At 36.6% G+C, this 22,802-nt stretch carries 16 protein-coding genes; 8 read left to right on the plus strand and 8 right to left on the minus strand.

The features are described 5' to 3' along the window. Positions 1–85: 85 nt before the first annotated feature. On the plus strand, positions 86–571 hold the full coding sequence (locus ACKXGU_RS09080) for an IPExxxVDY family protein (protein WP_463465012.1): 486 nt from the start codon (positions 86–88) through the stop codon (positions 569–571). Further along, the gene (gene pyk, locus ACKXGU_RS09085) at positions 571–2,013 is read left to right on the plus strand and encodes a pyruvate kinase (RefSeq protein WP_463465013.1); all 1,443 of its coding nucleotides are present in this window, start codon (positions 571–573) and stop codon (positions 2,011–2,013) included. The genes ACKXGU_RS09080 and pyk overlap by 1 nt, the downstream gene beginning before the upstream one ends. Positions 2,014–2,051: 38 nt before the next feature. Here pyk and ACKXGU_RS09090 read toward each other — a convergent pair whose 3' ends face one another. Continuing rightward, entirely contained in the window at positions 2,052–2,702 is a 651-nt protein-coding gene (locus tag ACKXGU_RS09090) for a hypothetical protein (protein ID WP_463465014.1), read from the minus strand. 172 nt (positions 2,703–2,874) lie between these two features. Between ACKXGU_RS09090 and ACKXGU_RS09095 the strand changes: the two genes are divergently transcribed. After that, entirely contained in the window at positions 2,875–3,654 is a 780-nt protein-coding gene (locus ACKXGU_RS09095; RefSeq protein ID WP_463465015.1) for an OmpA family protein, read from the plus strand. A gap of 17 nt (positions 3,655–3,671) precedes the next feature. Continuing rightward, on the plus strand, positions 3,672–4,085 hold the full coding sequence (locus tag ACKXGU_RS09100) for a helix-hairpin-helix domain-containing protein (RefSeq protein WP_463465016.1): 414 nt from the start codon (positions 3,672–3,674) through the stop codon (positions 4,083–4,085). Positions 4,086–4,308: 223 nt separating this feature from the next. On the opposite strand, the gene ACKXGU_RS09105 is transcribed toward ACKXGU_RS09100, so the two are convergent. Together ACKXGU_RS09105 and aceB are read right to left on the minus strand one after the other, a co-directional pair. Next, positions 4,309–5,940 carry an isocitrate lyase gene (locus ACKXGU_RS09105; protein ID WP_463465017.1) on the minus strand — a complete coding sequence of 544 codons (1,632 nt, stop codon included), beginning with the start codon at positions 5,938–5,940 and terminating at the stop codon, positions 4,309–4,311. A 72-nt stretch (positions 5,941–6,012) separates the two neighbouring features. Further along, a complete protein-coding gene (aceB, locus tag ACKXGU_RS09110) occupies positions 6,013–7,611 on the minus strand; it encodes a malate synthase A (protein ID WP_463465018.1) in 1,599 nt (532 codons plus the stop codon). A gap of 124 nt (positions 7,612–7,735) precedes the next feature. Between aceB and ACKXGU_RS09115 the strand changes: the two genes are divergently transcribed. Then, positions 7,736–9,211 (plus strand): helix-turn-helix domain-containing protein, encoded by a 1,476-nt coding sequence (locus ACKXGU_RS09115; protein ID WP_463465019.1) that lies wholly within the window; start codon positions 7,736–7,738, stop codon positions 9,209–9,211. Here ACKXGU_RS09115 and dinB read toward each other — a convergent pair. Continuing rightward, positions 9,208–10,311: a DNA polymerase IV gene (gene dinB, locus ACKXGU_RS09120; RefSeq protein WP_463465020.1), complete on the minus strand. Its 1,104-nt coding sequence runs from the start codon at positions 10,309–10,311 to the stop codon at positions 9,208–9,210. The genes ACKXGU_RS09115 and dinB overlap by 4 nt on opposite strands. Before the next feature lie 35 nt (positions 10,312–10,346). Here dinB and ACKXGU_RS09125 point away from each other — a divergent pair, with 35 nt between their 5' ends. Then, positions 10,347–10,814, plus strand: a complete 468-nt coding sequence (locus ACKXGU_RS09125; protein WP_463467424.1) for a CYTH domain-containing protein — start codon at positions 10,347–10,349, stop codon at positions 10,812–10,814. Between the two features lie 2 nt (positions 10,815–10,816). After that, the gene (locus ACKXGU_RS09130; RefSeq protein ID WP_463465021.1) at positions 10,817–11,341 is read left to right on the plus strand and encodes a YciI family protein; all 525 of its coding nucleotides are present in this window, start codon (positions 10,817–10,819) and stop codon (positions 11,339–11,341) included. On the opposite strand, the gene pbpC is transcribed toward ACKXGU_RS09130, so the two are convergent. From pbpC to ACKXGU_RS09145, 3 genes are read right to left on the minus strand one after another with little or no spacing between them, the layout of a single operon-like run. Continuing rightward, positions 11,342–13,693 (minus strand): penicillin-binding protein 1C, encoded by a 2,352-nt coding sequence (pbpC, locus tag ACKXGU_RS09135; protein ID WP_463465022.1) that lies wholly within the window; start codon positions 13,691–13,693, stop codon positions 11,342–11,344. It lies immediately after the preceding gene. Continuing rightward, positions 13,690–14,001 (minus strand): antibiotic biosynthesis monooxygenase family protein, encoded by a 312-nt coding sequence (locus tag ACKXGU_RS09140; RefSeq protein WP_463465023.1) that lies wholly within the window; start codon positions 13,999–14,001, stop codon positions 13,690–13,692. Before ACKXGU_RS09140 ends, pbpC begins: the two co-directional genes overlap by 4 nt. A 3-nt stretch (positions 14,002–14,004) precedes the next feature. Continuing rightward, entirely contained in the window at positions 14,005–19,581 is a 5,577-nt protein-coding gene (locus ACKXGU_RS09145) for an alpha-2-macroglobulin family protein (protein ID WP_463465024.1), read from the minus strand. A 256-nt stretch (positions 19,582–19,837) separates the two neighbouring features. Here ACKXGU_RS09145 and ACKXGU_RS09150 point away from each other — a divergent pair, with 256 nt between their 5' ends. Continuing rightward, positions 19,838–21,673 (plus strand): T9SS type B sorting domain-containing protein, encoded by a 1,836-nt coding sequence (locus ACKXGU_RS09150; RefSeq protein WP_463465025.1) that lies wholly within the window; start codon positions 19,838–19,840, stop codon positions 21,671–21,673. Position 21,674: 1 nt separating this feature from the next. On the opposite strand, the gene ACKXGU_RS09155 is transcribed toward ACKXGU_RS09150, so the two are convergent. Further along, positions 21,675–22,748: an isoaspartyl peptidase/L-asparaginase family protein gene (locus ACKXGU_RS09155; RefSeq protein ID WP_463465026.1), complete on the minus strand. Its 1,074-nt coding sequence runs from the start codon at positions 22,746–22,748 to the stop codon at positions 21,675–21,677. Positions 22,749–22,802: the final 54 nt, after the last annotated feature.

A 22,802-nucleotide genomic window follows, 5' to 3' on the forward strand; every position in this document is an offset into this window, starting at 1 on the left:
CGTGATAGTAGACTGCTAAAATTAATTTAAAGGCTATATTATTCACCGTTTTAAGTACTATATTTACAATTATTAATAGCAATCTATGGCCGTTCAAAAACTAGTTCTGGATGATTTTTTAGATATCCATGATTATGGATTGATAGGTATTCATTGCTCTATTGAAGATTATAGGCTAGCTTATTTTCTGAATCAATACTTAAATATCAATCTTTCAAGGAAACCACAAGATTTAGATTTTAGTAAGCAAGTTCAGTATCCAATTTTTGAATGGGAAGATGAAAAGAAACAAATTATTTGGAATTTAGTATCCAACAGTTGTAAGGTAGAGAGTCAAACAATTAACCAAACGGAATCCCTTTTCAGTAATCCACAAGTGACTACTAAAACCCATTATCTTATTTCGGAATACAAGAAAGTCAACTATTTTTTGAAAATTAGTGAGGAGGATATCAATAAAACCAAACTGAAACTTGTTCTAAATAAAATCTTGAGCATTCCCCAAATTGTGACGGCCTACAATGTAAACCCAGAAGAACTAAAGTCTAGAAACAACTTAATATTTTATTAATGCCAAAGAGAAAGAAAACCAAAATCGTAGCTACATTAGGTCCAGCGACCAGTACAAAAGAAGTACTAAAGGGCATGCTTGATGAAGGCGCCAATGTGTTTAGAATCAATTTTTCACATGCCGATTATGAAGATGTCAAACAGCGCATTGCTATGATTCGTGAGTTAAATGAAGAGTTTGATTATAATGCTGCTATTTTAGCCGATCTACAAGGGCCTAAATTGCGTGTGGGAACCATGAAAGGTGAAGTTGTAGTTAATGAAGGCGATGAAATTGTTTTTGCAACAGGCAAACGTTTTGAAGGAACCAAAAAGCGTGTTTATATGACGTATGATCGCTTTCCCCAAGATGCTAAACCAGGTGAAAAGATATTATTGGATGATGGAAAACTCATTTTTGAGGTTGTTTCTACTGATAAGAAAAGTGAAGTGAAAGCACGTGTCCTACAAGGAGGACCCTTACGATCCAAAAAAGGGGTGAATCTGCCAAATACCAATATTTCTCAGCCAGCACTAACCGAGAAGGATATTGAAGATGCCCTTTTTGCTATCGAACAACAAGTGGATTGGATTGCCTTATCTTTTGTGCGTCATGCTGAAGATTTAATGCAATTAGAGGAATTAATACAAAAACATAGTGATCATAAAATCCCTATTATTGCCAAAATAGAAAAGCCCGAAGCTGTAGAAAATATTGATAAGATTGTGGCCTATTGTGATGGCTTGATGGTGGCCAGAGGCGATTTGGGTGTGGAGATTCCTGCTGAAGAAGTGCCATTAATTCAAAAAAAGTTAGTCTTACGGGCCAAACAAGCACGCATTCCAGTTATCATTGCTACTCAAATGATGGAAACCATGATTTCCAGTTTAACACCAACACGTGCTGAAGTCAATGATGTCGCCAATTCGGTGATGGATGGTGCCGATGCAGTGATGCTTTCTGGAGAAACATCCGTGGGAAGTTATCCTATTCAAGTGATTAAGCAGATGTCCAACATTATTAAAAGCGTAGAGGATTCGTCTTTAATACAAGTACCGCAGATACCACCACATATAAGAACCAAGCGATATATCACCAAGTCCATTTGTTACCATGCAGCCAACATGGCCAATGAAATTGATGCCAGTGCTATTTCCACTTTGACCAATAGTGGTTATACGGCATTTCAAATTTCTGCCTGGCGACCCAATGCCCACATTTTAGTCTTTACTTCCAACAAACGAATTTTAACACAACTCAATTTGCTTTGGGGCGTGAAAGCATTTTATTACGATAAGTTTGTGAGTACCGATGAGACCATTGAAGATGTGAATGCTATTGCCTGTAAAAAAGGCTACTTGGAAGTAGGCGACATGTTAATTAGTCTAGCAGCTATGCCTATACAGGATAAAGGGATGGTAAACACATTACGCGTTACGGAGATTACAAGTTGTAGTTTTTAGGGGTTTGTTTAATGGATTTTATTAATATGATATAACATTTATTTTAGTATATCTTCGATTAACTCTTTGTCAATTTCCTCTTTATTTAACTTTAAATATCGATAAGATTTGATTTTAGAGCTGTCAATTTCCAAAATCAAAATTTTGTTTTTCTGTGAATATGCAATTCCTTTATTAAAAGTCAGATAATTGGTTCCAAATTGCGATTCCAATTCTGTTTTAGTTAATCCAACGAGATTTGCTTTCCCTAGATCAGGGTCTCTGTTAAATATTAATAATTCAATTAGTATTTCTGTTTTATCATTATATCTATGTTTATTCTGCCCATATTTAAAAACAAGTATGCAATTTATTTTTTGAAAATTATGGGAATTTAGATCTTTTGGAAGATAATTATAGACGTAGAAAATGGAATCTTTTTTTTTAGGATGAAAATGAAAATACATTGCATTACCAACACCAGTTGTCACATAATTAGAGTTTTTTAGACTTTTAAAATGTTGCAAATCAACTGGGTTTTCGAGAAATGAAGTTAGGTTATGGTTTTGTAGGGATTTTTCTTTTTCAATTTTGCCAGTTTCAGGAAGTAATTCAAGCCTTTTTGATTTAGCTGAAGTTGATTTACTTTCATTGTTGTTTTTGCAACTTAAACAAACTAAAAGCAATATGATTAAAGAGCCAAATCTCATTTTACGATAAATCTTATAAGATACTTTGATATGAACTTTTATAATTGTTGGTGTCAGTATTTAACGAAGTTCGTCTATTTTTTTAACAAAGACAAGTCTATAAAAATCTTCGGTTACAATTTAAATTGATGTAATAATTGGTTATATTTAAGGAACTTAAAACCCAACCAATATGAAAAAAATCCTAGCATTATTGCTATTTATTCTTTTTCTCATTCTTGCTTGGTTTAGCTGGAATTGGTATAAAGAAACTGTTGTCTGTTGCGGGGACGAACCCGAAGAACCTATTGTTGAAGTTCAGTACGGGCCGCTAATTTTTGATTGTGTTTCAGGCGAAGCGATTACTAATGATCAATGGCCTAAAAAGAAACGAGACATTTTATCTGAAAGGAAACCAGATAAAAAGCTACTGCTTGTAGGGCCATATTTTGGATCTGAAACAGAAGATAAAGGCATTGCCAGAGCCGAAAAAGTAAAAGCCCTTTTTACAGAAATACCAGCTAGCGACATTAGAACAGCAGCTCGTTTTGGAGGTGATTGTGATGAAACAAAAACAAATATGCTTCACGAACTTCGTTATAAGTGGGTGATTGACAATGAAGATGTTGTCGAGCATTTTGACAAATTCTTGGTGTTTTATGAATATGATTCAGACAAAGAGGTAACCAATGCGAATGTTTTAAGATTTTTTGATGAACTATCGACATTCTTAAAGTTGACTGGAGACGAAATTATGTTAACAGGTCATACGGATAGTTCTGGAACCACTGAATATAATGAAGATTTAGGCCTTAAACGTGCAGAAGAATATAAAGCACACTTAATAAGTTTAGGCGTTGACGAATCTAAAATAAACGTACAATCAAAAGGTGAAACCATGCCTCTTAAACCAAACGACACTAAAGAAAACAGAAAAATGAACAGACGTGTCGAAATACACATTATTGAATAAATTAAAAGATAACAACTATGAGATTATTACAAATAAATACAACAGCATGTGACGGTTCAGATGTTTTTTGGCCATGGTTTTTATGGCTACTAGCCGCATTTTTATTAGGCCTATTATTAGGATGGCTTCTAAAGCAATTATTTGGAGGAACTGCTAGTTCTGGAACATATTCTGGAAAACAAGATTTACAAAAAGTAGAAGGGATAGGCCCAAAAATTGAAGAATTGCTTAACAAAAAAGGGATTGAAAACTACAATCAGTTATCAAACACTGACATAGCAACTCTCGAAAAGATTATAGCAGATGCAGGACCAGCATTTTATACACATAGAGGTTTGACAATAACATGGCCGGCTCAAGCAAAATTGGCTGAAACTGGACAATGGGAAGAGTTGGAAAAATGGCAAGGCCTATTAAAAGAGGGCGTGTAATTTTTTAAAACGCCATAAAGTAACTCAAACTCCCTGTAAAATTTTTACAGTGAGTTTTTTGTTTTTAAGCCCTACTGAATTTCTAAAATTCACCTGTATATTGGTTTTTAGAGGCTTAATATTTTGGTAAAAGTTGAGTTTAGAACTTTCAAGTTCTTAAAATTATAAACGCGTTAACTGGGCAATGAGTTAACGCGTTTAAACAAGCGGTTAAGTTATTGTATTAAGCTACCACGCTCAACTTTTCTGCAACTGTTTTGCTTGTGGAGGTTCCTTCAAATTGATTCGACGTATTTTTTTCACCACCAGCTTTTAGGGCATTATCACCAGCAAAAAACGTTTTGTGGTCGTCTCCTAAATCTGAACCTGCCATGCGTTGGTGCTTCACACAAGACACACCTTTTCGGATTTCCTGTCTTTGCACACCTTTTACATAGGCTAGCATGCCTTCCTCGCCGAAGTAGGTTTCCGTTAAATCATTCATGTGTAATGCCGTGGTGTGATAGGTAGGCAGCGTGATTAAATGATGAAATATGCCAGCTTCTTTAGCTGCATCTTTTTGGAAGGATTGAATTTTTAGGTCAGCACGGAAACTTAACTCCGAGTTGTCATATTCGGGATTCATTAAATCGTTCAAGTCATAGGCGGTCATGTTTTCACCTTCAGCCAGCATCTCTTCGAAAACTTGATTTCTGAAGTTCAAGGTCCAATTGAATGATGGGGAATTATTGTAAACCAATTTGGCATTTGGTACAACTTCTCTAATTCTGTTAACCATATGGGCAATTTGCTTAATATTTGGAGTAGGCGTTTCAATCCACAATAAGTCGGCACCATGTTGTAAACTGGTTATGCAATCTAAAACGACCCTATCAATATTGGATCCTTCTTTAAATTTATAAAGTCCATTAGCAAGTTTAACAGGTCTTACTAGTTTGCCATCTCTTTTTAAGAGCACATCATCTTCTTTAGCATCCTGAAGGTTAATGTCTTCTGCTTCAACAAATGCCAGGTATTGAGACGCCAAATCACCAGATTCTTGACTAACGGGTAGTTTTTGGGTTAGTCCAGCGCCTTCGGAATCCGTTCGCGCCACAATGATACCATCTTCAACGCCCAGCTCTAAAAAAGCATAGCGTATAGCGTTTATTTTGGCAATAAAATCTTCATGCGGCACGGTAACTTTCCCGTCTTGATGCCCACATTGTTTAGCATCGGAAACTTGATTTTCAATTTGTATAGCACATGCTCCAGCTTGTATCATTTTTTTAGCCAACAAATAGGTAGCCTCCTCGTTTCCAAAACCAGCGTCAATATCAGCAATGATTGGCACGATATGCGATTCATATTGATCTATTTGATCTTGCACATCTTCACCATTTTCAAGTCGTCTAAACAGATCATTTAATTCTATAGCATCGGCCTGACGTAGAAAATCATAAATTTCTTCAATTAAAGCAGGTACAGCTGTTTTTTCATGCATGGATTGGTCGGGTAATGGACCAAATTCAGAGCGTAGGGCTGCAACCATCCAACCAGATAGGTAGAGATACTTTTTATCAGTGGTTTTGTGATATTTTTTAACAGCAATCATTTTTTGTTGTGCCACAAAACCATGCCAGCACCCTAAAGACTGTGTGTAGTTTTCAGGATCTTTATCGTATGCTGCCATGTCCTTTCTCATAATGGCGGCGGTATATTTAGCTATGTCCAATCCTGTTTTAAAACGGTTTTGAATTGTCATCCTGGCGGCATGTTCCGGATTGATTGCCTTCCAAGTTTCACCATGTTTTTCCTTGAGGGTTTTTACGGCTTGATAAACAGATTGATACTTGCTGTGAACTAAATTTTCCATAATTTTGTAATAAGTTATTTTAATTAATAATCAAATCCTGTTGATTGTTGCAGCAATCGCAGGATTGTTTTTTTAGAGATATTTGTAAGCGGGAATCGTTAAAAATTCTTCGAATTTGTCTGATAGAACTAGTTTGTCAAATAGTTTTATGGCCACTTTAAACTTCGTGTTTCGGATGTTAGATTCACCCACTTCGGTGATAATCTTTTCAATCTCATCATCAAATAACTCCATGTAAAGCTCAAGAGTTAGGGTTCTACCGTCTTCCAATACGGCTTCATTTTTCAACCACTGCCATAGTTGGGTTCTTGATATTTCTGCCGTAGCGGCATCTTCCATGAGGTTATAGAGTGCCACGGCACCATAACCTCGCAACCAAGCTTCCAAATAGAGGATACCGACATTAATATTTTTTCTTATACCCAATTCAGAAACAGTGCCTTGTGGAATTTCGAGTAACTGGTCTTCGGTAATAAGAAAATCTTCTCGTTTGATGTGAATTTGATTATCTGTTGGCATATGTTTGTTGAACTCGCCCAATGCCACTGAAACTAAAGCGGGATGTGCTACCCAAGTGCCGTCATGACCATTTTTAACCTCACGTTCCTTGTCCAATCTTACTTTTTCTAGAGCAGCAGCATTTTCTTTTTCATTGTTTTTTATGGGAATTTGAGCGGCCATTCCACCGATAGCCGAAATACCTCGTTTATGACAACGCTGGATGACCAATTTGGAATAGGCATTCATAAAAGGGGTTGTCATGGTTACCTGATCGCGGTTTGGCACATTAAAATTTTTATGGTTTCTGAATTTTTTGATGTAGGAAAAAATATAGTCCCAACGCCCACAGTTTAGACCAACAATATGGTCTTTGAGCTCATAAATTATTTCATCCAACTGAAAACTCGCCGTAATGGTTTCAACTAAAACGGTAGCCTTGAAGGTGCCAATTGGGACATTCAAAAACTCTTGAGCAAATTCAAAAACCTCATTCCACCAACGCGCTTCTAGATAGTGTTCCAGTTTCGGCAAATAAAAATATGGAGCTGTATTTTGACTTAATAACGTTGCTGTATTATGGAAAACATACAACCCAAAGTCTACCAAACTGGCTGAAGCCTCATGATCATTAACTAATAGGTGTCGCTCATTTAAATGTAAACCACGAGGTCTAACCAATAGTACAGCTGTATTATCTTGTAATTGATAGGTTTTTTCACGAACACGGTCAACTAGGGTGATGGTTTTATTATTGGCATCAATAAGATTTTGTTGTCCTTCCATACAATTTTTCCAAGTAGGGGAATTGCTGTCCTCAAAATCTGCCATAAATGTTTTGGCACCAGAATTCAAAGCATTGATAATCATTTTTCGGTCAACAGGTCCTGTAATTTCAACACGTCTATCTTTTAAGTCATGAGGAATTTCACCAGCCACCCAGTCACTTTTTCGCAAGGTTTCTGTTTCGCTGGGAAAACTTGGCAGCTTACCAGAGTCAAAACGCTTTTGTTCTGTTTTACGAGCTTCCAGTAATGCTAATCGCTTATCATTAAATCTTTCTTGGAGTATGGTAATAAACGCAATGGCTTCGTCGGTCAAAAGTTCGGGATAGTAATTTTTTACGTTGTCGGCAAACTGAATTTTAGGCTGTTTTAATAGTGTATTTTCCATAATCGTATTGTTTTACAAGACAATATTAGAATAAAGTTTTTAAAAAAACAAGCGAACGTTCGCTAAAAATGTATTTTCGCTTTTTATTTTGTTTTCGCAAAATTGACTATTTTTGTTTTTAGACATGGAACAAGACTATATTAAACTCATATTTGGACTCAAGCTGAAACAGATTCGAACGGATAAAAATTTATCCTTATTTGGGTTGTCCAAGCTCACTGGATTATCAAAATCCTACTTAAACGAAATTGAAAAGGGGAAAAAATATCCCAAACCAGATAAGATTGCGATTCTATCAGAGAAATTGGATGTACCCTATGATCAATTGGTATCCTTAAAGCTTGATAAAAATTTAGCACCCATTGGGGAGTTGTTGCAATCTAAAATCTTTAAGGAAATTCCGTTGGATTTGTTTGGGATTAAAGAAAGTGACTTAATAGACATCGTTGCCAATGCACCAGCGAAAGTTAATGCGTTTATTAGTACTATTATTGAAATCGCGCAGCATTATAATTTTAGTAGAGAGAGTTTTTTCTTGGCTTCCGTACGCTCATTTCAAGAAGCTAACAATAATTATTTTGATGATTTAGAGCAAAGTGTTTTAAAATTTTCAAAAGCTTATCAAGTTGATTTATCAAAACCCATATCATCTAAAGACATTGAGGAAATACTCATTGAAGAATATGGATACACCATTAATGATAATGAGTTGAAAAAGCACCAGGCATTAGGTAGTCTTCGATCGGTTTTTGTTCCTAGAACCAGAACATTACTATTGGCTTCAGGGATTGATGAAGCACAACGCACCTTTATTTACGCCAAAGAAATAGCATACAATTATCTTGGAATAACCGATAGGTTATACACATTTCCATGGATTAAATTTGAAAGTTTCGATCAAGTACTTAATAATTTTTATGCCTCATATTTTGCAGGTGCCTTAATTATTCCAAAGGCTGAATTGTCTACTCAATTACAGAAACTTTTTGAGATGAAGACATTTGACAACTCGCGATTTATGAAGCTCATGGAAAGTTTTAATGCCTCTCCAGAATCATTCTATCAGCGGTTAACCAATGTTTTACCAAAAGCATTTAATATTCAAGATTTGTTTTTTTTACGGTTCACCCATAGAGCTGGAAGTGAAAAATTTCATCTTAAAAAAGAACTTCATTTGTCCCATCAGCATTCACCACGAGCTAATGAAACCAATGAGCATTATTGTAGAAGATGGGTGTCTCTTAATGTTCTGAAAGACATCAGTAAGAGTGATAAATCACATGAATTTAGTGTTCAGATTTCAAATTATGTCAATGATGACATGAAGTATTTGGTGTTGTCTTCAGCCACCAAAGATCCTTTTCGCGAAAATCAATATAGAAGTATTTCGGTAGGGCTTTTGATAAATAAACAACTGGAACGCAGACTTCATTTTTTAGGAGACAAAAATCTTATCACACATGAAGTTGGTGTCACCTGTGAACGTTGTTCCATCAAGGATTGTCTAGAACGTCAAGCTCCTGCTTTAGTGTTAGACAGAGCAGATAAGAACAAACAAATAGCTGCTATTGTTGAAACTTTAAACAAGACATTTTCTTAAAACTCAAACTGTAATTGCACACTGACTTCTTTTTTAGACTCTGTTTGTTTTGGTTTCTTTTCTGTGTTGAGGTTTGAGAGAGAAATGCCTAAAAGTCTCACAGAGTTTTGTAGTTTCTCTTGGTACAGCAAGTCCTTTGCGGTTTCTAGAATGATACTTTTATCACTAATGAAGTAAGGTAGTGTTTTGCTACGGGTTTGAAGTGTGAAATCACTGTATTTAATTTTTAAGGTCACGGTTTTTCCAGCAACCGTACTTTTATGTAAACGCCGAGAAACTTCTTCGGCAATATGGTCCAATTTTTCTAACATAAAAACCTCGGAAGATAAGTTTTCACTAAAGGTACGCTCTGCAGCCAATGATTTTCGTGTACGGTTGGGTTTGACATCACTGTTGTGAATACCGCGTACGACATAATAATAGTACCTGCCTGATTTGCCAAAATTCTCATCGAGGTATTCCAAAGATTTGCTTTTTAAATCTTTGCCTGTAAAGATTCCTTTTTGGTACATGCGTTCAGCGGTCACTTTGCCAACACCATAAAATTTTCGAATGTCTAATTCCTCTAAAAACTGAAGCACCTCTTCTGGGTTAACCGTTTTTTGTCCGTTGGGTTTGTTGTAGTCACTGGCTACTTTAGCTATAAACTTATTAATCGAAATACCAGCCGATGCTGTTAATCCGACATCTTTAAAAATACGTTCGCGTATTTCTTTTGCAATAAGTGTTGCACTGGGATTTCCTTTTTTGTTTTTAGTGACGTCCAAATAGGCTTCATCCAAAGAAAGAGGCTCTACTAAATCCGTATAATCGTAAAAAATCTTGCGAATTTTTTTAGATATGTCATGATATCTATCAAAACGAGGCCTTACAAATATTAATTCTGGGCACAAGCGTCTGGCTTTGACACCACTCATGGCACTTCGCACACCAAATTTTCGTGCTTCATAACTAGCCGCACTCACTACGCCACGTTTACTACTCCCACCAACAGCAATAGGTTTGCCCTTTAATTCTGGATCGTCCATTTGCTCTACAGAAGCATAAAAGGCATCCATATCCACATGAATAATTTTTCTAATTGGTAAATCGTTTGGCATGATGTAAATTTAGACATTAAATGTCTTTTATTTTTATGATAGAGATTGAACGTAAATTTTTAGTGGGATCTAATGATTATAAGACCGAAGCGCAGCATACGACTCGTATTATTCAGGGTTTTTTAAATACAGATCCCGAACGAACAGTCAGGGTACGTTTAAAAGGTCAGCAAGGATTTATAACCGTAAAAGGAAAATCAACGGAAGATGGACTATCTCGTTTTGAATGGGAAAAAGAGATTTCTAAATCGGATGCCGAATCGTTATTATTGTTGTGTGAAAAAGGTGTGATTGATAAAATACGTTACGTGGTTCCTTTTGGGAATCATACGTTTGAAGTTGACGAATTTTTTGGCGATAATGAAGGATTAATTATAGCCGAAATAGAATTGAACCATCAAACTGAAATTTTTAAAAAACCTTTGTGGCTGGGAGAAGAAGTCACTGGACAAGTTAAATATTACAATGCACAATTAAGCAAACAACCTTTTAATACTTGGTAACTTTGAAACAAATATTGTTGATAACACTATTACTTTTTGCATTTAGTTGTAAAGAAGATAAAACAACTGATTTAAAAACAGAAACTATTATTAAAACGGATACTGTTTTTGTTGAAACCTTTAAAGGAGAACCTGTAAAATCAGCCAAAGCACTTAAAGCTGAACTTACTGAAAAGGGTTATCAAACCTTTGACTATGTTGATGAAAAAACTCAAGACACTGTTTTGATGCAGCAATATTTTATAGCGTTTTTAAAATCAGGTCCAATTCGCTCACAAAATGAAGAAGAAGCTGCTAAACTTCAAAACGAACATTTGGCTCATTTAGGGCGTATGTACGAAGAAGGTTATGCTGATATTTCTGGGCCTTTTGGTGATGATGGTGAGATTCGTGGTATTACCATTTACAACGTGCCAACGTTAAAAATGGCCGATAGTTTAGCCAATATGGACCCAATGGTAAAAGCTGGGCGTTTAGTAATCGAAATACACCCATGGTGGGCAGCGAAAGGGTTTCCTTTGCGGTAATTATTCCGAAATTGTAAAATATCGTTTAGCTTCATTGCCAAATTCGTCTACCACAGTAATTAGGTGTTTGCCTTCTTTGGGGATAATGGCGAGTTCGTGTATGTCTTTAGTGCTTCCAATATAATTATCGTCAAGATACCAAAACACAGTAGTTTCAGGTTTTGAATGTGCGATTTGGAGCACTAAATCGTTTGTAGAACCGTCAAAATCTTTTGGTAAAAAAATACTGTTGTTTTCCTTTGGATAAATAAATGCCATTGAAATGCTGTTTTCACCCAAACAATCACTTCTAAATTTGGGCAAAGGCTTGTAAAACGGATTTTTGGTTTTGTAATAATAAGCCATTAAAGGCGGTAGCACAAACCACGATTTATGTGTGATATTGCTCATACTTTCGCAGGAAGAATTCACTTGAAACGTTTCGCTTTTATCCAAGTGCACTAATACATGATAAGGGCAAGGTTGTGTTTTTAATCCGCTAATTTGAATGAATTTATTTTCGGCATCATCACAATTTGGCGATGCTCGATGACCACTTTTTTTACAGATAGTAACCTCTTGCATTTCATCAAAAGGTTTTGCAAACCAGTCGCTATTGGGCAACACATCAAACACGTCAAATAAAATAGGAGCTGCTGCTTGTACTCCAACCAAACCTGGTCTGCCTTCGCCATCGGCATTTCCTACCCAGATACCAACGACGTAATCCTTTGTTGTACCAATAGCCCAAGCGTCACGAAAGCCAAAACTCGTTCCTGTTTTCCAAGCAATTTGTTTTGAGCCATCAAAAAACTCCCAACTTTCGTCGCCCTCCGGTCGGTTGACTTCTTTTAGACTTTCGTAAGTGAGATAAATGGAGCCTGCATCAAACAGTGTTTTTTCACTGGTTTTTTTTCCGAAGTCAACCGTTTCCGAAGCTAAAAATGTAGGTTCACAAAATTCATTGGAATAATATTCACTCGACGTTTTAGAAAAATGATTTAGGGTTGAAGATAATGCCGCGTAGCTTTTGCACAAATCCCAAAGGTTGCTTTCGGCACCACCAAGAATAAGTGATAAACCGTAATGATTGGCGTTGTATTTTAAATCTTTTAGCTGAAGTGTTTTTAAGTAATGATGAAATCGATCCAACCCAAACTCTTGAAGCATCCTCACCGAGGGTACGTTCAACGAACGCGACAAAGCTCTACTTGCTGGTATGGCACCATCGTAAGTTTTGTTGTAATTCTCGGGATTGTAACTCCCAAATTGGGTAGGTACATCGGCAACTAAAGTATTAGGTAAAATATCGCCAGCATCGAGCATTGCAGCATATAAAAACGGTTTTAAAATACTACCCGTGCTTCTGGGTTTGTCAATAATATCGACATCTTTTTGATGGGATTTATCGGTAGGCGTATTGCCCACATAAGCCAAAACCTGTCTGGTTTTTACATCTAAAACCAAAACGGCTGCATTGTAAATTTCATTCTGACTTAATTGATTGTAATGTCTTTTTACAATGCGATTAACCTGCTGTTGCAATGGTGTGTTGATAGTTGTTTTTATGTGTTTACCGGAATAATTTTGAGCCACTTTTTGCAACAAATGAGGTGCGATTTGAGGTAACGAATACGGTTTTTGTGGTAAACTTTCGGCAATTGATAGATTATAAGTTAACGAATCAATAATTTGGTTTTGAAGCAATTTTGCTAAAAGTCCGTTGCGTTTTTTAAGTAAACGTTCTTGGTTTTTTCCTGGATAAATTAAACTTGGTGCATTGGGTAAAACCGCTAAAGTAGCACTTTCAGCCCAAGAGAGCTCGTTGATATTTCTGTTAAAATAGCGCCACGAAGCAGCATCCAACCCAACTACGTTGCCACCAAAAGGTGCATTACTGCTGTAGTAAGAGAGAATTTTATCTTTGGAAGTTCGTAACTCCAAGCGTGTTGCCAGAATAATTTCAATGACTTTTTCAAAATAGGTTCGGTTTTTACCTTTTCTGGATAAACGAATGACTTGTTGCGTGATGGTGCTTCCACCACGTTTTATACCATTAGATTTTAAATTTTCGCGTAAGGCTTTAAAAATGGAAACCGGATTAAAACCGAGATGCTTATAGAAATATTCATCCTCAAACTGAATAATGCAAGTTTTGAATTTCTCTGGAATACTATCGTTATGCGGAAATCGCCATTGACCGTCTTTGGCAATTTGAGCCCCTAGTAATTCGTCGTTTTTACTGGTTATAACCGTTGCAGTTGGATCTTTGAAAAGTTGTTTTGGTAAACAGAAATAGTAGGCAATCAGTAACACAAAAAGCACGACTGACTTTATTTTGTTGTTTTTTATGTAGGTTGTTATTTTCTTCACAAATTAAACTCATACTCTCGTTCTACCTTGCAAATTTTCACATTGTACCAATTGTACCAATCTTGTCTACCTTTTTGTTGCGCTACTAAATGTTCGGTGTGCTGTTTCCAGTTTTTTATTGCCTCCAGACTTTCCCAATAACTCACTGTAATTCCAACCTCATTTCTTGCGCTATCCATACCTAAAAAACCGTTTTGAGTTTTGGCAAGTGCTTCCATTTGGTTTGCCATTTCAGCATAACCTTCAATATGCTCTTTTTGAGTTGAAGTGAAAATGACTGCATAATAGGGTTTAAAATATTTTTTCATAAACTAATTTTCAACAGTTATCCATTGGCCTTTAGTTCTCACCAAATACGCATTATCATACATGGCTTCGGCTTGAATTCCAGGAAAATAATAGGTTCCTAAATAAGAAGCATTCAGCATCACGTTGAACGTTTTTGTACCCTGTTTTCCTTTTTTGCCTAAATCGAAATAGAAATTCACACGGTCATCTCTTATGTCGGTATAACGTGCTTGACTTGTAGTCGTATCACCAAAATCGGTAAAACGTGTATTGACGATTTCCCAACCTGAAGGAAAAATTTGTGTTAATGCCACATCATTCACGTTTTCATTTTTAAGATTGCTAACGCTAACGGTTGCCACAAAATCCTGACCTTGTTTCAGCCTGGAAACATCAATTTTATTGCCTTTTAAATCCTTATACTGTACTGAAACACTCAAACCTCTTTGTTCAGCAATTTCTTGACCTAAAGGTAATTTCCCTGAATTCAACACACGCACGTAAACCACATTATCAATGTTATTGGTAAACGAAAACGTATTGGCACCATCAATAACGTTGAGTTCGCGTTGTGCAATGGCGCTTTTGGTGTTTATGGTTTCTGTTTTACCATTGTTGGTATAACTTACGTTTAAGTTTTTTCCGCCATTGGCTTCCACCATTTTGGCCATTGCCAACAAGCTGTAGGCTGAGGTTTGGGTACTCATCCAACGATTTCCAGACAACTCTTTAGCAATATATTGTGCTAATTCACGCTGCCTTGGGTTTTTGGTCAAAATCATAGTTTCTAAAGCCATCGCCCGATTTCTATCTACAGATCCATAAGTGTAGTAATTATATTTTGGAGGTTGAAATTCAATGTTGGCTGTTTTTGAAATAGCTTCACTAGCTTCTTTTTGTCCTGCCAACGCATATGCTGCTGCCAATCGCCATTTTGCTTCGTTGGAAATTTCGGTAAACTCACGCAAACGGTTCATACTTGCTAAATCGGGTTCGCCAGCCAACGCCAAAGTGTATAATCGGTAGGCTTGTGCCAAATCGGAATTGTATGTTCTGTAACTTGGTCTCCAATTTCGAGCGGCTTGTTTTTGATAGTTTAGCCAATTCGTCTTGAAAGTGAGCGGCAACACATAGCCTTTCTTTTCAGCTTCCAACATAAAATGTCCTGCATAGCTGGTGCTCCAATCGTTAGCGGTGTTTTCTCCCATCCAATAACTCATTCCGCCATTTGGCTGCTGAAAATGTGCTAGTTTTTTAATACCATTTTCAATATTGGATTGAATGTTTTGCTTTTTATCATAAGTTAAATCGAAAATATCACTCAAGAATAACTGCGGAAATACTGCCGAAGTGGTTTGTTCCAAACAACCGTGAGGATATTGAATTAAATATTGTAAACGGCGCGTAAAATCCATTGGAGGCAAGGTTGAAAATTCTACCGTTGCGCTGTTGGTTCCTGCAACACCAAAGGTTGAAAAATCCAATGAACCGGTTGCGTTAGCTTCTAAAGTTTTGTCGATGGCTTTTGAAGTAATTGGATTCGGATTCACCACATCTAACTCTACTTTGTAAGTCGATTTTTCACCATTTCCAGAAGCAATCACTTCAACGGTATTAATGCCTTTTGCTTTGCTTACATCTAACTCAAAATACGCCATTTGTTCATCGGGTTTGGCAAAGTTTAAATTTTTGGTTTGTTCACCAACTACGGAAATGCCATCGCTTAATTTCAAACTGACATTAACGTTTTTCACCTTGTTTTCCATAGCAAAAACAGTCACTGGAAGGGTTACTTTTTCACCTGGGCTTAATTTCCGCGGAAGAGAAGCCAACACCATCAATGGTTTTTTCACTTGTACGGTTTTGTCGGTGCTTCCGTAAGCCTCTTTGGTATTGTCTCCAGCAACCACCATAGTACGCACTGAACCAATATAATTTGGCAGTTTTATGCGGTGTGTGTTGTTTTCGCCAGCTTTTAAAGTAAAAGGGCCTAAATAGGTAACCACAGGTTTAAAACGGTTGGCTTTTTTGTTCTTTCCAGCCAATACGCTACCGTCACCACCAATGGCAAAAACCTGGTCGATACTGCCAGAATAAGCACCAATAACATCGTCGAAAATATCCCAAGTTTTTACGCCTAAAGCTTGACGTTTGTAAAATTCGTCCCAAGCATTTGGTGTTTTAAAACGCGTTAAATCGAGCAAACCTTCTTCCACCATCGCAATAGTGTAAGTCATGGATTTGTTGTTTTTTTCTGAAACCGAAACTTTAAATTCCTGTTCTGGTTTTAACACATCTGGCATTTTTAGTTGTGGTTCCAACTTGGTATTTGGGTCTTCCACCATAATTGGAATGACGCCATACAAGCGGATGGGTAAATCGTTTGCCGAAATAGCGTGTGGTTGCAACAACGAAATATTAACGAATACATTTGGTGCCATTACATTGGTTATCGGAACATCAACAACCGTTTCGCCTTGTTGGGTTTTTACCCATCTGTAATCGAGAACTTCGGCACCGTTTTCGATGCTTACCAAAGCGCGACCTTCGTTACTCGAATTGAAGGTTATTTTTGCCTTTTCGCCAACATTATATTGTTCTTTATCGGCTGAAAACACTAACATTTTAGCAGCTTCTTTATCGTTTGAAGGTGCTTTTTGCCACCAATTTTTGTAGAAATAAGCGGTTCGTCCTGTAGCGTGACCACTTTTTGGGTCAACCACTCTAATGAGGTAACGACCACGTTCGTTATCTGGAATTTTAATATTGAACGACCCTTTTCCGTTGGCATCGGTGTTTACTTTGGTGTCTAAATACGGTCTGTGGTAGCTGCTCGACACGTAACTTGATAGGTTGTCGTAAGAGGAATTCCACCACCAACGCCATTCAATTTTATAGACTTTTACTTCGAGATTTTTACGTTGGATGGGTTTACCATCCTTATCAACTACAACCACATCAAAGGTTTGATTTTCATCTGTAAAAAACGAACCGTAAGCATTTCCTTTAGGTGATTTTAAGCCGACAAACGACTCGTAAGGTGCATACAGTTTGGTAAAGGCATCCATTGAAAAATCACCACCATTTTCAAAAGCACGAACCAAGAATTGTACGTTCAACATGCCAGGGGCATTTTTGCCAACTTCTAATTTTTTATTGATTTTTGCCAAACCATCAGTATCGACTTTGCCTTCAAACACATTGATTTCTTCGGTATTGAATTCACGAGTTGGGTCGTTAAAAACGTAATCAGTATAATTTTTAAACCCTGAATACGATGTGCTGAATTTCGCTTTCACTTCAGCTTTTAGGTTTTTTCCAGCAGCTCCGTGAAGCCATTTTACGTCTAAAGTTCCGTTTAGCGGTTCGTTGCTGGTTAAAATGTCGTTTTCAAAATCGACTTTAAGTTTTAGTCTGTTGGGTTTTACGGTTTCAATTTTCAGGCCTTTATGAAATGTTGCACCTCCAACCGAAACTTTGGCGTTGTAATTTCCGGTTTTATCTTCAGAAGACGTTGGTACTGTAAACGTGTAAAAATTGTTGAGGTTGTCTGCAGTAATATTTTTGTAGACCAACTTGCCGTTAGGGTCTGTAATTTCCAGTTTTACAGGATGTCCTTTTGGGAGTTTGTTGGCAACATCATTTAGCATAAAGGTTAAATGCAGCGTATCTCCTGGTCGCCACACACCACGTTCGCCATAAATATAGCCTTTAAGCCCCCGTTGCAATTTGTTTCCAGAAACATCAAATTTGCTTAACGACAGCGAATTGCCATCGGCCAATTTTACATAAGTTTTGTTTGGGCCTTTTGCGACGATGGCAAACACCGCATTTTTTTCTAAATTAAAAAGTGTTAAACCTTCATTGTCAGTAGTTTTTTTTGCCAATTCCTGTTGCTGAAAATTATACAAAGTTACTGTGGCATTGGCTTCTGGATTGGTATTTAAAATATTGGTAACCGCAAAATAGTAGGAGTTGTTGGCGCCCTGTTTGGCAATCACACCCAAGTTTGAACCCAACAGATTTTGAGATACGATACGGTTTTCGTTGTAATAGGCTTCGTGACAAGGGTTGTCGCGTTCACGCCAATTATAAGTGTAGTTTCGGTATCTGTACGTGAGGTTGTCCCAATATTCTTCTTCCTTTAATTCTTCATCTTCGGTAAAGGTCTCATTGTAATCACCTTCGTAATAATAGTCTTCTTCGTAATAATAATCGTCGTATTCATCATCTTCAGTATTAGTAACAGAGGTATTTGCAGAGCAATCGTATAACGAATAATTTTTGTTGAAACTCAATTCCACGCGATACATCGCACCAGCATCAGCCTTAAAATAATGGGATAAATCGATGCTGTAGGCTTTCCATTTCCCGGTGTTTTCGGTAGCGGCTTGTAGTTGAATGGTTTGTTTTGCAATGCGGCGACCAACTCTTTTAATGTTGTATTCATTATTACTGTTGAGGTTGTTATCTTGAAGAAATTGCAAAATATTATCTTCAAAAATCTTAATCACCCGAACATCAACAGCACTCAAATTCACTGCTTCAAAATTGAATTTCAATTCCTGTGATTTTGGTAAAATGGTGCCGTTACTGATTAACCGAACTTGCGGTTTTAATTCTTCAAAAGCGATGCTTTCAGAAAATGGTTTTTTGAGTTTAAAACCTTCATCGTTGGAAATACCTTGAAACACATCAACTTGGATATTACCAACCAATTTTATGTCTGGATAGACTTTTAAGAGATTTCCATCAACAATATATTTGGGATTTTTTACATTTTGAATAGTGACCAATCCGTCAAAATTCTGCTGTTTTTTTAATGGATCGGAAAAGTTTATGGAAAGGTATTGTTCAGGTGATTGAATAACATCTACATCAATAATGGTGAAGTTGTTAATACCTGGAATGGCCACTTTATTTTCGCCAGAATTGTCTGATTTTATAGCTTTTCCGTTCCATTTCACCAGAATTTCGCTGTCCTCAATTTTTCGGTTGATGCTGTCAATTCTAAATTCAAAAACTTTTGAACGCGTGTTGTTTTCATTAAAAACAACGGACAGATTTTTTCCGTCTTGAGATGCTTCAACTAATTTTTTAGCATCTTCTAAATTAATCACATCTGCCGAACGTAAAACAGATTCTAAATACTGCCATTCCTTACTATAAGACTGGAGGTTGTTGGTAACAATACTAAAATTTGGTTTTATGGTTTTAAACTGAAACGTGTAGTTTTCAAAACCTTCAGAAATTGTAGTGTAAATCTTATTAAGTTTGACTGAAACCGTATATTCTGTATCTGGTTCTAAAGGCTCATCTGGGGTGAAAATTAATGTATGCTTGTTGGCAACGGTCAGTTTTCCTTCGGAATGTGGTGAGATAGACACTATTTTATCGGTAATTTCTTGTCCCACTCCCCAGCCCTCAACATCGTTAGCCAAATTAATTTGAATAGGATCAACTACCGAAACCAATCCTGAAGATGTGTAACTGATGTAGTCTCTAAATTTAAAAAGATTGTCGGTTTCTACTTCCTTCTTTTTACATGATGTGGCTATGGCAATTATTGCTGCTATAGCCAATAGCTTTTTAAATGGCATAGATTGATGGTTTTAAAAATTGTACTTAAAAAAAGAAGTGTAGGTAATTCCTTATGAATTAATTACGCTCAATTCTTGATTTTTAGTCTTCGCTATATGTTAAATTGTTCATAAAAGTTAATATTAAAATAAAACACGAAAACGATTGCGTTAAATTTATGATCCAATAATAGCAAGTATTCTGACCTCTTTTACAATGTTTCCCTATTTTTGTTAGGTGCATAAAGTTAACACATACAGTAGTGTTTTAATAAGCTTGATTATTTTTTTCTACGCGAATTTTGGTTATGCCCAATTAAGTTTTTGTAGCGGAAATTCAGGAGAACCTATTTACTTTGATGATTTTGGGTCAGGAACAATGAATGGTCCCGCGCTTCCTGTCGGAACGACTTCATATACTTATACCGATTCAGAGCCCAATGATGGTTTTTACACCATTTCAAGTAATACCAATTGGTTCGATTGGCATAACACACAAGATCATACACCAGGAGACACGAATGGCAGAAGTTTAATCGTGAATGCTGATTTTACGCCAGGGGAATTTTACAGAACAACTATTTCGGGTTTATGTGATAGTACGACCTATGAATTTTCAGCATGGTTATTGAACCTATTGCCGCCAGGCGGCTTTTGTGGATCCGGTATTCCAATTAATGTCAAGTTTCAAATTTGGGACAGTACGGACACAATACTATTAGCAACAGGTGATACTGGAGACATTCAAGGCTCAACCACTCCAATTTGGGAAGAGTATGGACTTGTATTCACAACAACAGTTGGACAATCCTCAATAATTTTAAAAATGATCAATAATGGTGTTGGTGGCTGCGGAAATGATTTAGCAATAGACGATATTGTTTTTAAAACATGTGGCGACTTTATAACTATTGAGGATAGTTCATCTAACACTAGTATGTCCTTATGCACTTACGAAGCACCCTATAATTCTCAATTGGAGGCTATTCCAGATTTCTCGGTTTTTGTTTCTCATTTTTATCAATGGCAACAAAGCAATGATGGGATAAACTGGGTTGATATATCAGGTGAAACTAATCAAACACTTACTGTAAATAATCTGACGTCCACAACTTACTTTAGAGTGAAAGTAGCCGAAACGGAAGCCAATTTATTGAACGAATCGTGTAATACTATTTCAGAAGCATTTGAGATAGTTGTCTTTCCTGAAGTAAGCCCCCCAATTAGCAATGGTGATGTTAATTTAAATTGTTCCAATGGTGTTTTGTCGGTAACAGTGCCAAATGGTATAGATGTAAATTGGTATAATACGCCAACGGGTGGTCAATTATTAGAGAGCAATAGCTTAAATTTTAGTCCCAATGCTTTAGGTGTATTTTACGCAGAAGCAATTGATTCTAATACTAACTGCCGTTCAACCACAAGAACAGCTATTGCCTTAACACTAGGGGAAGAGGTTCCGGTTCTCGAAGATGAATATCTCACGTTTTGTGAAGGTGAAATAATTGTTTTGGACGCTGGACTAATGAATATGAATTATTTATGGAGTACAGGTGAAACTACTAGTCAAATAATGGTAAGTACGCCTGGTTTTTACACTGTTGAAGTGACAAATTTATCAAATTGCTCAACCATTAAAACAATAGAATTAACACAAATTAATGTGCCAGTTATTGAAACAATCCATTCAAATGGCTATGAGGTTGAAATTTTTGTTTCAAGTGAAGGGAATTACCAATATTCATTAGACGGGTCATCTTATCAATCTAGTAATATATTTGTAATTGAAGGAGGAAATTATACCATATTTGTCAAGTCTGAAGGAGACTGTGGGATAGTATCTCAAGACTTTATACATTTTGTGATTCCAAAGTTTTTTACGCCAAATAATGATGGTCAAAATGATACTTTTAATTTGAAAGGGATTGAAAGTTTTTCCGAATCAGAGGTATATATTTTTGATCGTTACGGCAAACTAATAAAGAGCGCTGCTAATCAACCTTTTTCTTGGGATGGAACCTATAGAAACGAATTGTTACAAACGTCAGATTTTTGGTATTACATTCGAATAGAGAATCAAATTTTCAAAGGACATTTTACGCTTAAGCGTTAATCTAGTCGTTATAGATGCCAATATAAAGTTCACCTTTATCATTCATACTGGCCCTATACATGCCCGTTGTATTGAATTCCATAACTACATTTCCATATTTATCAATAGCAATAATGCCACCATCACCACCGAGCTCAGGTACTTTTTTGTGAATAACCTCTTTCGCGGCATCTTCTAAACTTAACCCTTTGTATTCCATTAAGGCTGAAATATCGTGAGCCACCATAGCACGAATAAAAAATTCACCCCAACCTGTACTGGACACAGCACAAGAGTTATTGTTTGCATAAGTTCCCGCTCCAATAATGGGCGAATCACCAATGCGTCCCCAGCGTTTATTCGTCATACCACCCGTTGAGGTGCCAGCGGCCAAGTTCCCATGTTTGTCTAATGCGACGCAACCAACAGTCCCAAATTTTGAATCATTGATGGACGCATCATAAAAGGCCGTTTTATCATTTAACTGGTTTTGGGCTTCATGTTCTTTCACGCGTTGAAGCGATTGAAAACGATTTTCTGTGTAAAAGTAGCTTGAATCAACTATTTCCAAACCCAGCTCTTTAGCAAAAGCTTCTGCACCTTTACCTGAAAGCATGACATGAGGTGAATGCTCCATAATCTTTCTAGCAAGATTAATAGGGTTCTTTATTATTGTAGTTCCTGCAGAAGCACCAGCATTCAGGGTTTTACCATCCATAATGGAAGCATCCAATTCATTGGTTTCAGCATTGGTAAATACAGCACCTTTTCCAGCATTGAACAGAGGAGAGTCTTCCAATACATTAATTGTTTTTTCAACAGCATCCAGACTGCTGCCTCCATTTTTTAGGATATTATACCCAACACGAATGGCTTCTTCCAGTGTTTCCTTATAAGCTGCTTCCGTTTCTGATGTCATGTTTTCCTTCAGTATCGTACCAGCTCCACCATGAATGGCTATTGAAAATTCAGCTTTACGAAGTTGTAATGTATCTGTTTTGGGATTGTTTTTTTGGGATATGGCTTTTAATTCTTCTTCATTTTTACAGTTAAGAAAGACGAAACATAGAGATATTAAAAAGATGACATTTTTCATGAAAAAGACTAATTAAATGAGTGCATTAAAGTTACTGGTTTTAAGATTAGGGTC

The sequence above is a fragment of the Hanstruepera sp. CR43 genome, from assembly GCF_055227665.1.